This window comes from Sphingomonas caeni (genome assembly GCF_026013415.1).
GTDB lineage: Bacteria > Pseudomonadota > Alphaproteobacteria > Sphingomonadales > Sphingomonadaceae > Sphingomonas > Sphingomonas caeni.
In genome coordinates this window covers 91,603-104,706 of the sequence record NZ_JAPDOK010000002.1, presented here as the reverse complement: position 1 = coordinate 104,706, position 13,104 = coordinate 91,603, and the positions used below count along the sequence as shown (strand labels likewise).

Annotated in this window: 11 protein-coding genes; 8 read left to right on the top strand and 3 right to left on the bottom strand. The window is 68.2% G+C overall.

Annotated elements, in window-relative coordinates:
* The first annotated feature begins 35 nt into the window (after positions 1-35).
* Together OF829_RS05150 and OF829_RS05145 are read left to right on the top strand one after the other, a co-directional pair.
* Positions 36-1,055 carry an NAD(P)H-dependent flavin oxidoreductase gene (locus OF829_RS05150; RefSeq protein ID WP_264938914.1) on the top strand — a complete coding sequence of 340 codons (1,020 nt, stop codon included), beginning with the start codon at positions 36-38 and terminating at the stop codon, positions 1,053-1,055.
* Between the two features lie 171 nt (positions 1,056-1,226).
* Entirely contained in the window at positions 1,227-1,961 is a 735-nt protein-coding gene (locus OF829_RS05145; RefSeq protein WP_264938913.1) for an energy transducer TonB, read from the top strand.
* A 56-nt stretch (positions 1,962-2,017) separates the two neighbouring features.
* Here the strand turns inward: OF829_RS05145 and OF829_RS05140 are convergent, their stop codons facing one another.
* The 3 genes from OF829_RS05140 to OF829_RS05130 form a co-directional block, all read right to left on the bottom strand.
* On the bottom strand, positions 2,018-2,986 hold the full coding sequence (locus OF829_RS05140) for a hypothetical protein (RefSeq protein WP_264938912.1): 969 nt from the start codon (positions 2,984-2,986) through the stop codon (positions 2,018-2,020).
* A complete protein-coding gene (locus OF829_RS05135; RefSeq protein ID WP_264938911.1) occupies positions 2,986-3,327 on the bottom strand; it encodes a PadR family transcriptional regulator in 342 nt (113 codons plus the stop codon). The genes OF829_RS05140 and OF829_RS05135 overlap by 1 nt, the downstream gene beginning before the upstream one ends.
* A 73-nt stretch (positions 3,328-3,400) precedes the next feature.
* Positions 3,401-4,822 carry a B12-binding domain-containing radical SAM protein gene (locus OF829_RS05130; RefSeq protein ID WP_264938910.1) on the bottom strand — a complete coding sequence of 474 codons (1,422 nt, stop codon included), beginning with the start codon at positions 4,820-4,822 and terminating at the stop codon, positions 3,401-3,403.
* 200 nt (positions 4,823-5,022) lie between these two features.
* On the opposite strand from OF829_RS05130, the gene OF829_RS05125 reads away from it, so the two are divergent.
* The 6 genes from OF829_RS05125 to ftsH all read left to right on the top strand — a co-directional run bounded on the left by OF829_RS05125 (position 5,023) and on the right by ftsH (position 13,077).
* Positions 5,023-5,655: a hypothetical protein gene (locus OF829_RS05125; protein WP_264938909.1), complete on the top strand. Its 633-nt coding sequence runs from the start codon at positions 5,023-5,025 to the stop codon at positions 5,653-5,655.
* A gap of 57 nt (positions 5,656-5,712) precedes the next feature.
* Positions 5,713-7,989 (top strand): phosphoenolpyruvate--protein phosphotransferase, encoded by a 2,277-nt coding sequence (gene ptsP, locus OF829_RS05120; protein WP_264938907.1) that lies wholly within the window; start codon positions 5,713-5,715, stop codon positions 7,987-7,989.
* A gap of 112 nt (positions 7,990-8,101) precedes the next feature.
* A complete protein-coding gene (locus OF829_RS05115) occupies positions 8,102-9,028 on the top strand; it encodes a helix-turn-helix domain-containing protein (RefSeq protein WP_264938906.1) in 927 nt (308 codons plus the stop codon).
* 70 nt (positions 9,029-9,098) lie between these two features.
* Complete coding sequence (locus tag OF829_RS05110) at positions 9,099-10,097, top strand: tetratricopeptide repeat protein (protein WP_319951534.1); 999 nt, start codon at positions 9,099-9,101, stop codon at positions 10,095-10,097.
* On the top strand, positions 10,088-11,038 hold the full coding sequence (gene tilS, locus OF829_RS05105) for a tRNA lysidine(34) synthetase TilS (RefSeq protein WP_264938904.1): 951 nt from the start codon (positions 10,088-10,090) through the stop codon (positions 11,036-11,038). The genes OF829_RS05110 and tilS overlap by 10 nt, the downstream gene beginning before the upstream one ends.
* Positions 11,039-11,118: 80 nt before the next feature.
* Entirely contained in the window at positions 11,119-13,077 is a 1,959-nt protein-coding gene (ftsH, locus tag OF829_RS05100) for an ATP-dependent zinc metalloprotease FtsH (protein ID WP_264938902.1), read from the top strand.
* The last annotated feature ends 27 nt before the right edge of the window (positions 13,078-13,104 follow it).

The window sequence follows — 13,104 nt, the reverse complement described above, 5'->3', positions numbered from 1 at the left end:
TTGCGCGTTCGCACCCCCAGCGGCTAGGCGGCCCCATGAGCATTGGCCAAGAAAGACTGAAGCGCCGGATGGCGCGCGGCGTCGAATTCCTCGGCAGCGAGGTCGCGATCATGTGCGGCGCGATGTCGTGGGTGAGCGAGCGCAACCTCGTCGCCGCCATGTCGAACGCGGGCGGCTTCGGGCTGATCGCGTGCGGGGCGATGACCCCCGAGCTGCTCGACGCCGAGATCGCGGGGACCAAGACGCTCACCAACAAGCCGTTCGGCGTCAACCTGATCACGATGCACCCGATGCTGATGGACCTGATCGCGGTGTGCGCGAAGCACCAGGTCAGCCATGTCGTGCTCGCGGGCGGCTTGCCCCCGGCGGGCTCGCTCGACGCGATCAAGGCGAACGGCGCCAAGCTGATCTGCTTCGCCCCCGCATTGAGCCTCGCCAAGAAGCTGATCCGCTCGGGCGTCGATGCTCTGGTGGTCGAGGGCATGGAAGCCGGCGGGCATATCGGCCCCGTCTCGACCTCGGTGCTCGCGCAGGAAATCCTCCCGGAAGTCTCGGAGCAGGTCCCGGTCTTCGTCGCGGGCGGAATCGGGCGCGGCGAGGCGATCGCGGGCTATCTCGATCAGGGCGCGGCGGGGGTCCAGCTCGGCACGCGCTTCGTCTGCGCGACCGAGAGCATCGCGCATCCCAATTTCAAGAAGGCGTTCATCCGTGCGTCGGCGCGAGACGCGGTCGCCAGCGTCCAGATTGATCCGCGGCTGCCGGTGATCCCGGTCCGCGCGCTCAAGAACGCCTCGACCGAGAGCTTCACCGCCAAGCAGCGCGAGGTCGCCCAGCTGCTCGACGAGGGCAAGGTCGAGATGATGGAGGCGCAGCTCCAGATCGAGCATTATTGGGCCGGCGCGCTCCGCAAGGGCGTGATCGACGGCGATGTCGACAATGGCTCGCTGATGGCGGGCCAGTCGGTCGGCATGGTGACCAGGGAAGAGCCGGTCGCCGAGATCATCGCCACGCTGATGGCCGAGGCTGCGCACGCGCTGGAGAAGCGCGCGGCTTAGTTTGATCGGCTCTCGCCGATGAGCGGCACCAGCCCGCTCCCCCTCCCGACCTCCCATAGCCTGCTATCGTAAGGGAGGTCGGGAGGGGAGCGGGCTGGTGTCGCGACCGCCGCGCGAGCGGCGCAAACGACTCAGCTTGGCGGCGAAGCTGCCAAGCGTTATCCTTGCGCAATGAATGCGGTTGCGGCCCGAAAGTCCGGCGCGCCTTCGTTTTCGATCCGCGCCTCCTCGCTGGTGCTGGCGGCACTGGCGACCGGGGTGCCATTGTTCCTGCTCATCCTCGGCCTGTCGATCCAGACCCTACAGGCGATCCGCGAGCGTGCGCTGTCGGTCGAGCTGATCCCGGTCCCGCCACCACCACCGCCCGAACAGACGCGCCCGGAGCGCGCCAGGCCCGCCGAACATGCCGCCGCGCCCGCGCCCGAACCGCCGCGCCCCGCGACGCTGATCGGCCCGAGCGCGCCGATTGTGCCCCAGCCGCTTCCGCCCCCGCCCGCCGCCGATACGGCCGGGACCGGCGCCGGGACGACGCCGGGGGCGGGCACCGGAGGCAGCGGGACCGGCGGAACCGGAGACGGCGCGGGAGGAGCGCCGGTGAGCGGCCCGGTCCTTGCCGGAGCGAGCTGGATCAACAGGCCCAGCCCGGCCGAACTGCAACCCTTCAACCCGCAACAGGCGCAGGTCGAGCAAGTCAGCGGGCAGGTCGTGCTGGCGTGCCGCGTGTTGCGCAACCGCACCCTGGCGGATTGCCGCATCCGCTCCGAGCGTCCGCGCGGCTATGGCTTCGGCGCCGCCGCGCTCCAGGCCTCGCGTACCTTCCGCTTCAATCCGCCGACGATCGACGGGGAGCCCGACGAGGCGCGACGCATCGAGATTCCGGTCGATTTCAACAATCGCCGCCGCTGAACGCGAAACGGCGGCGCTTCGCGCGAAGCACCGCCGTTCCCGGGGAAGCTCGGGGTTCAGGCCGGGATGCGCCGCCGCGCCATCCGCCACAGCCCGCTGACCGTGCCGAAGGTCCAGACGATCGCCACCACGACAAAGGCGATGCGGAGCGCGAGGTCGAGGCTCTCCTGCAGCTTCGCCGCCTCGTCGAGCGGCATGCCGGTCGCGACAACCGTCACCCAATGCCCCGACTGATAGACGAGGAACAGGATCGCCAGCCCGCCCAGACCGGTCGCGGCGTTGGTCAGCGCGAGCAGCGCCTTCCAGCGCGGCCGCAGCCACTGGATCAGGTTGTGCACCAGCCGCGCCGAGGCGAGGATCAGGATCGGCCAGTAGAGCTCCATGAAGACCGGGCTCGGTTCGATATGGAAGTCGGGGCCGCCGGTGCGCCACGGAATATGGATCGTGCCGGTCCACCACAGGATGAAGGCGATGCCCAGCCCTACCTCGATCGCCGCCTCCCACGGCCCCTGCTGCTTGTCGATCACGTCGGGCAGATTGTCGGGCACCCAGGTGACGAGATGCTCGGCCGGGAAGCCGATCCGCTCCATCACCACGAAGATGATCGTGATGATCGCGGCGTTGAGCAGCACCGTGTCGAAGATCCCCGACATCGATTCGACCCAGGTCAGGAAGGGGTTGCCCCCACCTGTCAGCGCCTTGCCGACGCTCACCGCGATGACGACCGCGACCACGATCATCAGCACGACCCGCATGACCGAGAGATAGAAGGGGAACACCTCGGGCCCGATTAAATACTGATGCCTGCGAAAGCGCGAAGCGACCACGAGCGGGTGGCCGAACTCCTTGAGCAAGGCGCTGGTCTCGTCCTTGGTGAGGTCGCGGCCCAGCCGTTCCTCGCGGTCCTCCTTGCGGCTCATCAGGTCGTCGCGAAGCTCGGCGACGATGTCGTCGGCCCCATTTCCTTTGGCGCCCTGGGGAAGGTTGCGCCGGACGGCGTGCAGATAGCGGTCGATAAGGTCCATCACTTTTCCCTTTCGGTCAGCCGGAGGATCGATTCGGAGATCGCGTTCCATTCGCTGAGGAGTTGCGCGAGGAGTTCCTCGCCATCGGCGGAGAGGCGGTAGAAGCGCTTGTTGCGCCGCGCCTCTTCGCGCCATTCGCTGGTGAGCAGGCCCTGCGTCTCGAGCCGCCGCAGCAGCGGGTAGAGCGCGCCTTCGTCGATCGGCAGCCCGGCATCCTCGAGGCTCTGGCGCAGCGTATAGCCGTACCGCTCCTCGCGCAGCGCGCCGAGCACCGCGAGCACCAGCGACCCGCGCCGGAGCTCGATGCGGAGCTTTTCGTAAATGTCGTCGTCAGTCGGCACGTTACCTTGCCTCGCATCGTGTATGACACACACTGTATGTCACATAGTACTGTGCGATGCAAGGTATATGTGCTCAGGGAGAGGAAGCGAGGATTTCCAGGGGGTTGGCGGGCGTTTCCGGCCTGGGTTCGGCGCGCGTGACGCGCGACAGCACACCCTCGAGCAGCGGCGTCAGGCTCCCGAGTCGTCGCATCTTGATCGCCATGTCCCACAGCGGCTCGAACTTCTTCCAACCGGCGGCGTAGAAGAAATGCTTGGCACGGTGCTTGGCCGTCTCGTGCGAACGCGCCCCCCGGGCGATATTCCCCCAGCCATAAAAGTCCCGATAGGCGCGGTCATAGCCGGCCTTGAGCAGCTCGGGGCTCATCCCCACCGGGCGATAGACGACATGGCGCGTGTCGTAGCGGTCCCAGTCATGGCAGGTCAGCCGGCCGGCCGCCGCCATCTCGGCATAGAGGCGCGTCCCCGGATAGGGCGTCTGGATATGGAAGGTCGCGGTGGTGATGCCATTCCTCACCGCCCAATCGACGGTGCGGCCGAACACATCGGGTCCGTCATCGTCCATCCCGAACACGAACGAGCCGTTGATCATGATCCCCAGCCCGCTCAGCCGCCGCGCCACCGCTTCATAATCCTGGGCAAGGTTCTGCTTCTTGTTGCAGCCACGCAGATTGGCGGGGCTGAAGGTCTCGAACCCGACGAACAGGCTGCGCAGCCCCGCCCCCGCCGCCCTTTCGATCAGGTCGCCGCGCAGTACCGAATCGACGGTCGCCGCGCCTTGGAATAGGCGGCCCATGCCGCGCATCCCCTCGAACAGCGCCTCGGCGAAGCGGCGGTTGCCGAGCAGGTGATCATCGAGAAAATAGAGATGGCGTCCGGGCAGCCGCTCGATCTCGGCGAGCGCCTCGTCGACGCGCTGGGTATAGAAGCCGCGCCCGCCTTCGAAAAAGGCGTCCTTGTAGCAGAAATCGCAATGCTGGGGGCAGCCGCGCGTCACCACGATCGAATTGGGGACGAGATAGCGATCGCGCTTGATCAGGTCGCGGCGGACCGCCGGGATGCCCTCGATCGTCCTCCCCGCAGTCGAGACATAGCGGGGCTTCGGCATGCCCGCGCGCAGATCGCGGAGGAACTCCGGGAAGGTCTGGTCGCCCGGCCCGAGGAAGATCGTATCGGCGTGCGGCGCCGCTTCCTCGGGCAGCGAGGTGACGTGGAGCCCGCCCAGCGCGACGTAGCAGCCCCGCGCGCGATAGAGATCGGCGAGGGCATAAGCGCGATAGGCGTTGGTGATATAGACCTGGATCACCACCAGATCGGGCGCATCGTCGGTGCACAGCGCCTCGACATGATCGTCGATCAGTTCGGCCTCGTCCTCATCGGACAGATGCGAGGCCAGGGTAGCCAGCCCGAGCGGCGGAAACAGCGAATATTTGATCGGCCGCCAGAACGGGCTCTTCGCCTCGGTTAGTGCCGGCAGGATGAATTTCACTCGCATCGCGCGCCTCCTTGCGCACGCTCTGGCCGAGGTGTGTGCAGCGGTGATGCAGGCGATATCCGCTTTGCGTGGAGCAGCGATCGTTACGCTTAAGTATCTGAAATCAAACAATGCTTACCGGCGGATTCCGCATATTCGGTGAGCTTCGCTTCATTCCGGTGCGCGATCCTGAGCGTCTCTCGGGGATGGGGGACATCAACATGAAGCAACTCGTGCAGTTTCTGCTGCCGATGGCGTGCGCGCTGTCGGCTTCTCCGGCGCTCGCCCAAGGCTGGGACGCGCCGCCACGGCCGCCCGCGGGGGCGGCGCCCAATCTGCAAATCCCGCAGCGCGACGCTTTCGGGCACTACCAGACGATCAACCAGGGGCTCACCCCGGCGGAGACCAGCTGGCACGTCCGCGCCGCGCTCAACGTCGCGGCACTCGGCTGCCGCGGCGCCGGCGATGGCGAACTGGTGCCGCAGTACAACCGGCTGATCGCGGCTGAGCGCGGCCCGCTCGCCGCCGCCGATGCCTCGGTCAAGGCGCAGTATCGCAAGCGCTACGGCGCCGGCTGGCAGGAACCGTATGACCGGGACATGACGCGGCTCTATAATTTCTTCGCCCAGCCGCCCGCCCAGCCCGGCTTCTGCGCCGCCGCGCGCGGCGTGCTGGGGGAATCGCTGATGCTGGAGCCGGGGGAATATGAGGCGTTCGCGGCATGGGCCCTGCCCCTGCTCGAGGCGCCGTTCACCGACTTCTACACCGACTATGAGGCCTGGCGCACCGCCGATGCGGCGTGGCGGCAGGGGCGCTATGGTACGGTGGCTTCGGCGAGCGCACCGCTTCCGTAACGGAAAGCGCTGTCAGCAGGGTTGGCGCGCGCTGGCGCAATCTGTTAGCGCGCGCCCATGGCCCTCACTGCAGCCGCCTCCGCCCGCGAGATCCTCACGCGCCTCCACGACGTGATGGCGAAGCGGCTGCCCGCCCAGTCGAAGCTCAATTCGGTGGTCGAGATCATCGGCACGGTGCTCGATAGCGAGGTCTGCTCGATCTATCTGCTGCGCGAGGGGCTGCTCGAACTCTATGCGACGCGCGGGCTGGCGCAGGCCGCGGTCCATGTCACCAAGCTTGCGCTGGGCGAAGGTCTGGTCGGGACGATCGCGGCCAATGTCGAGACGCTGAACCTCGACGAGGCGACCAGCCATCCCGACTTCGCCTATCGCCCCGAAACCGGCGAAGAGGCGTTCCACAGCTTCGCCGGAGTTCCGATCATCCGGCGCGAACGTGCGGTGGGCGTGCTTGCGGTGCAGCATGCGGCTGCGCGAAAATATGCCGATGTCGAAATCGAAGCGCTCCAGACCGTCGCCATGGTGCTCAGCGAACTGATCGCCAATGCCGATCTGATCGACGCGGCCGCCGGCGCCTCGACCCGCGTCCAGTCGACCGCGGCGGTGCGCGTCTCGGGGTTCAAGCTGGTCGAGGGCATGGCAGCGGGCGTCGCGGTGTTCCACCAGCCGCGCATCACCATCGAGCATACCGTCGCCGAGGATGTCGAGGCCGAGCGCCACCGCGTCTATGCCGCGTTCGACAAGATGCGCGAGCAGATCGACCGGATGGCGAGCCAGGCCGAGTTCGGCGTGGGCGGCGAGCATGACGAGGTGCTCGCGATGTACAAGATGTTCGCCTACGACGAGGGCTGGAGCCGCCGGATCAACGAGGCGATCGACTCCGGCCTCACCGCCGAAGCGGCGATCGAACGCGTCCAGCAGCGCACCCGGATGCGGATGCGCGAAATCGACGATCCGCTGCTCCGCGACCGGATGCACGATCTGGAGGACCTCTCCAACCGGCTGATCCGAATCGTCTCGGGCAAGCTCGGTACCGCGGCACAAATGGGCCTCCGCCATGATTCGATCCTGATCGCCAAGAATCTCGGCCCCGCCGAACTGCTCGAATATGACCGCCGGCGCTTGAAGGGCGTGGTGCTCGAAGAGGGCTCGCTCACCGCGCATGTCATCATCGTCGCGCGGGCGATGGGGGTGCCGGTGCTCGGCAGGGTCAAGGATGTCCGCCAGCTGATCGCCGAGGGTGACATGCTGCTGCTCGACGTCGCCGAGGAAAGCCTGTTCGTCCGCCCCACCACCGCGATGGAGGAGGCGTTCGAGGCCAAGCTGACGCTCAGCCAGAAGCGCCGGGCCGCCTTCGCCAGGCTCAAGGGTGAGCTGCCGGTCACCAAGGACGGGCATCGCGTCACGGTGATGGTCAATGCCGGGCTGCGTGACGATCTCGCGGCGATGGACCTGACCGGCGCCGACGGCATCGGCCTGTTCCGCACCGAATTCCAGTTCCTCGTTTCGGCGACGCTGCCGCGTCCCGCCGAGCAGCAGAAGCTGTACAAGGCGGTGCTCGATGCCGCGGGCGACCGGCCGGTCACCTTCCGCACGGTCGATATCGGCGGCGACAAGGCGCTGCCCTATCTCAACCATGACGAGACCGGCGAGGAAGAGAATCCGGCGATGGGCTGGCGCGCGCTCCGGCTCGCGCTCGAACGCGACGGGCTGATGAAGATCCAGGCGCGCGCGCTGCTCGAGGCGGGGGCGGGGCGCACGCTCAGCATCATGTTCCCGATGGTCAGCGAGCCCTGGGAGTTCGACGAGGCGCAGGCAATCTTCGAGGCGCAGCGCACCTGGCTCGCCGCGCGCGGCAAGAAGCTGCCCGCCGAGATCCGCTATGGCGCGATGCTCGAAGTGCCCGCGCTCGCCGAGCAGCTCGATGTCCTGCTGCCCAAGATCGATTTCCTGTCGATCGGCACCAACGACCTGACGCAGTTCCTGTTCGCCGCCGATCGCGCCCATCCCAAGCTGGCGCTGCGCTACGACTGGCTGAGCCCCTCGATCCTGCGCTTCCTCAAGCGCGTGACGGCCCAGGCGCAGGCGGCGGGGGTGCAGGTCGCGGTGTGCGGCGAGATGGGCGGGCGGCCGCTCGAAGCGATGGCGCTGATCGGCCTCGGTATCGACCGGCTCTCGATCACCCCGGCGGCGGTCGGCCCGGTCAAGGCGATGGTCCGCTCGCTCGATCGCGGCGCGCTGATCGCGCATATGAACGACGCGTTGACCACGCCGCCGCGGGCGCTGCGCGAGACGCTGAGCGCCTGGGCGGGCGATCATGGGGTCGAACTGGCCTGAAGCGGCGCCGGACCGAGCAAGTTATTGTCGGAGGCGGCGTTGACAGTGACGTCACCCTGAGTGACACCGCGGGCAAGGCGGGACCCTGTCGTAACCCCCACCGCCGGAGACGATGATGGAAGGCGAGCCCGAGCCGGAAGCGACGCTGTTTCCCACCACGGTGGGAGAGAAGCTGCGCGCGGCGCGTGAGGCGCAAGGCGTGTCGCTCGCCGATATTGCCGCGAACACCCGAATCCCGCAGCGCCATCTCGAGGCGATCGAGAAGTCGAATTACGCGTCCTTGCCCTCGATCACCTATGCCCTGGGCTTCGCCAAGGCCTATGCCCGCGCGGTCGATGTCGATGAAGTGGCGATCGCGCGCGATCTGCGCGGCGAGCTTTCGACCACCTATGAGCCCCGTCCCGTCCCTTCGCCGGTCTATGAGATGGATGGGCCGCGCCGCAGCGCGCCCGGCGGGATCGTGTGGATCAGCGTCATCGTCGCGCTGCTGCTCGTCGCCGGGGTCGCCATCTATTACGGCACCGATCTGATCCGCGGGTCGGCTCCCGCGGCCGAGGGGCTGGTGATCCCGCCCGAGGAGAGCCCGACCCCCGATCCGGGTAACGAGGCGATCGCCGCCGCCACCGGCCAGGTCTCGCTGACCGCGCTCGGCACCGTGTGGCTGCGCGTCACCGACGGCACCGGCAAGATCCTCTACGAAAAGGAGATGCAGGCGGGCGAGCGCTATGACGTTCCCGCCGGCGCCGATCATCCGCGCGCGCGGGTTCCGCGGCCCGACCTGATCCAGGTGACGCTCAACGGATCGAACGTCGCCCCGCTCGGCGAAGGCGCGCAGACCGTCGAGGTCGAGGTCAGCGCCGACGCGATCGCCGCGCGCGGCCAGCCCGGCGCGGGTGCGACGCCCAGCACGGCGGCGGCGCCGCTGGTCAGGCCGGACGAGCCGCGCCGCCGCGAACGCCAGACGCCCGCGCCGCAGCCCAGCGCTGCTACGCCCCCGCCTGCCGCTCCGGCGGTGACGAACAGCACCGGCACGCCATAGGACTGGCGGCAGGCAAAGCGGGTCCGCTATATGGGGCCCTTGTTTCGACCCAATTGCACCGGGGGGTGTCATGATGCGTATCACACTGGCAGTAGCGGCCCTGATCGCGACGATCGGCTTCACCGGCACCGCCCAGGCGCAGGTCGCGCCCGGCCAGAGCGCGCTCGAGGCGCGGATCGACCGGCTCGAGCGCGAGATGCGCGCGGTCCAGCGCAAGGTCTTCCCGGGCGGCGCGGGCGCCACGGTGGAGCCGGAGATCACCCCCGCCACCGTGGACGATGCCGCCGGCGGCTCGTCGAGCCCGGTTGCGGACCTCACCCAGCGCGTCGCCTCGCTCGAGGCACAGGTTGCGACGCTCACCGGCCAGGTCGAGCAGCTCCAGTACCGCCAGCGCCAGCTCGAGGACGCGTTCGCCGCGTACAAGCGCACCACCGATGCGCGCCTCAAGGCGCTCGAGGATGCCGCCACCGCGGTCACCCCGGCGCCGGGCAGCACCGCGGCAACCGAGACCGACACGGTGGTGACCCCGACCCCGCGCCCCACGACCCGCCCCGCAACTCCCCCCGCCACCGCGACGACGACCCCTGCCGCGACGACTCCCGCAGCCACCACGCCGCCCGCCGCCACGGGCACGCGCGCGGCGCGGCTCGCGGCGATCCAGCGGCCGAGCACCAGCGATCCGGCCGAGGACGGCTATGTCTATGGCTATCGCCTGTGGCAGGCCCAGCTCTATCCCGAGGCGCGCAAGGCACTCGAGGAAGTCGTTGCCAAATATCCCAAGCATCGCCGCGCCAGCTTCGCGCAAAACCTGCTCGGCCGCGCCTATCTCGACGCCGGGGCGCCCAGCCTCGCCGCGGTCGCCTTCTACCAGAATTACAAGACCAACCCCTCGGGCGAGCGCGCGCCCGACAGCCTCTATTATCTCGCCCAGGCGCTGACCCAGTTGAAGAAGCCTCCTGCCGAGATCTGCAAGGTCTATGCGGAGCTGACCCAGCTTTACGGCGACCGTATCTCGGAGGAGATGAAGGCCGGGGTCGCCGAGGGCCGCATGCGCAATAAGTGCAAGTAGCGGCGGCACGGTTTCTTGGCTGTCTGGAGGCCGTTCATGGCGGCCCCCTTCCCACCGATGCCCCAATCGCGCTCGCGGTTTCGGGCGGGCCCGACAGCATGGCGATGCTGGCGCTCGCGCACGCCGCCTATGGAGGCCAGGTGGCCGTCGCGACCGTCGATCATCGCCTCCGCCCCGAGGGGGCTGACGAGGCCGCGATGGTCGCGCGATATTGCGCGGCGCTCGGCGTGGCGCACACCATCCTCGTCCCCGAGACACCCATCGCCGGGGCGAGCATCCAGGCCCGCGCGCGCGCCGCCCGCTATCGCCTGCTCGGGGAATGGGCACGGGGCAGCGCCGCCCTGCTCACTGCGCACCATGCCGACGATCAGGCCGAGACGCTGCTGATGCGCGCCGCGCGCGGTTCGGGAATCTCCGGACTGGCGGGAATCCGCGCGCGGCGCGATCTTGGCGGCGTGGCGCTGCTCCGCCCGCTGCTCACCTGGCGGCGTGCCGAGCTTCGCGTGGTGGCGGAGAATGCCGGTGCCCCCTTTGTCGATGATCCCAGCAACCGCGACGACGCGCATGACCGCACGCGTTTCCGGCGGCTGCTCGAAGCCAATCCCTGGCTCGATCCGTGCGCGATTGCCGCGTCGGCGGGCCATCTCGCGGAGACCGAGACCGTCATGAACGACTTCACCGACAGCTATTGGCGCGATCGCGCGCAGGAGAGCGAGGGCGTGATCACCCTGAATGTCGCGGATCTGCCACGCGAGCTGCGCCGCCGCCTCGTCCGCCGCGCGATCCGCGCCCAGGATCCCTCGGTCAGCGACGCCGCGAATATCGAAGCCCTGCTCGATTCGCTCGAAGCGGGCGGCGGGGCGACCCAGGCCGGGGTGATGGCGGCGGCGCGCGGCGCGGTGTGGACCTTTCGCCCCGCTCCGCCCCGCCGAGCGCACTGATCGACCCAAACAACACACGTTCCATTGCCATTAACCCGTGCGCGCCTATCTTGTGGGCTCGCGAAAGGTACGAGAACTCGATGAACGACGGTGACAAGCAGAATGGCGGCGACAACGGGGGCAATAATCCCTGGATGAAGAGCCTGCTGATCTGGGTGGGAATCCTGGCGGCGCTCGCGCTGTTCGTGACGCTCTTCGACGGGCGCACCGCGACGCCCGCGACCGGGTCGGTCGCCTATTCGACCTTCCTCGACAAGATCGATGCGGGCGAGGTCAAGGAGGTCAACCTCTCCCCCGGCCTCGCCACCGGCACCTTTACCGACAACACCAAGTTTCGGGTCAACATGCCCGCCCTCACCCAGACGGTCGAGACCGCGCTGCGCAAGAAGGGCGTGACGATCAACGTCCGCGCCGAAGAGTCGCCGTCGATCTGGCTGATCATGCTCTACAATTCGCTGCCCTTCCTGCTCTTCCTCGGCATCGCCTTCTTCGTGCTCAGGCAGATGCAGAAGAATAGCGGCTCGGGCGCGATGGGCTTCGGCAAGAGCCGCGCTCGCCTCCTCACTCAGAAGGAAGGCAAGGTCACCTTCGACGATGTCGCGGGCATCGACGAGGCGCGCGAGGAGCTGCAGGAGATCGTCGAGTTCCTCAAGGACCCGACCAAGTTCGCCCGGCTCGGCGGCAAGATTCCCAAAGGCGCCCTGCTCGTCGGCTCGCCCGGCACCGGCAAGACCCTGCTCGCCCGCGCGATCGCGGGCGAGGCGGGCGTGCCCTTCTTCACCATCTCGGGCTCGGATTTCGTCGAGATGTTCGTCGGCGTCGGCGCCAGCCGCGTCCGCGACATGTTCGAACAGGCCAAGAAATCGGCCCCGTGCATCGTCTTCATCGACGAAATCGACGCGGTCGGCCGTTCGCGCGGCGGCGGCATCGGCAACCAGAATGACGAGCGCGAGCAGACGCTCAACCAGCTGCTCGTCGAGATGGACGGGTTCGAGGCGAACGAAGGCATCATCATCATCGCCGCGACCAACCGTCCCGACGTGCTCGATCCCGCGCTGCTGCGCCCGGGCCGCTTCGACCGCCAGGTCGTGGTGCCGACCCCGGATATCGAGGGCCGCGTCAAGATCCTCCAGGTCCATATGCGCAAGGTGCCCCTGGCGCCCGACGTCGATCCGCGCGTTATCGCGCGCGGTACGCCGGGCTTTTCGGGCGCCGATCTCGCCAATCTCGTCAACGAGGCCGCCCTGCTCGCCGCCCGGCGCGGCAAGCGCCTGGTCGCCGCGAGCGAGTTCGACGAGGCGCGCGACAAGGTGCTGATGGGCCCCGAGCGCCGCTCGATGGTGATGAACGAGGACGAGAAGCGGATGACCGCCTATCACGAGGCCGGTCACGCGCTCGTCTTCATGCACGAGCCTGCCTCGGATCCGATCCACAAGGCGACGATCATCCCGCGCGGCCGCGCCTTGGGCATGGTCCAGCCGCTGCCCGAGCGCGATTCGTACAGCTATCACCGCGACAAGATGCACGCGAACCTTGCGGTCTCGATGGGTGGCCGCGTCGCCGAGGAGCTGATCTTCGGGTACGACAAGGTTTCGAGCGGGGCGTCGGGCGACATCCAGCAGGCTACGCGCCTCGCCCGGGCGATGGTGACGATGTGGGGCATGTCCGACAAGGTCGGCCCGATCGAGCATACCTATGCAGATGACAGCTATCTGGGTCAGGGGGGCTTGCGCAACGCGCCGATGTCCAACGACACGTCGAAGCTGATCGATGCCGAGATCAAGGGCCTGGTCGAAAGCGGCCTCAAGCGCGCGCGCGACGTGCTGACCGAGCATGTGGACAAGCTCCATCTGCTCGCCAATGCGCTGCTCGAATATGAGACGCTGACCGGCGAGGAGATCAAGCGGCTGATCGCCACCGGCGATATCGGCCGGGAGGATCCGGCGGGTATTCACAAGCCGCTCCCCGCGGGCGGCACCTCGATCCCCAAGATCCGCCGCCCCAAGCCGTTCGGAAATCCGACTCCGCAAGGCGCCTGAGCGGCCCTCCTGCGTCACCGCTGGAGC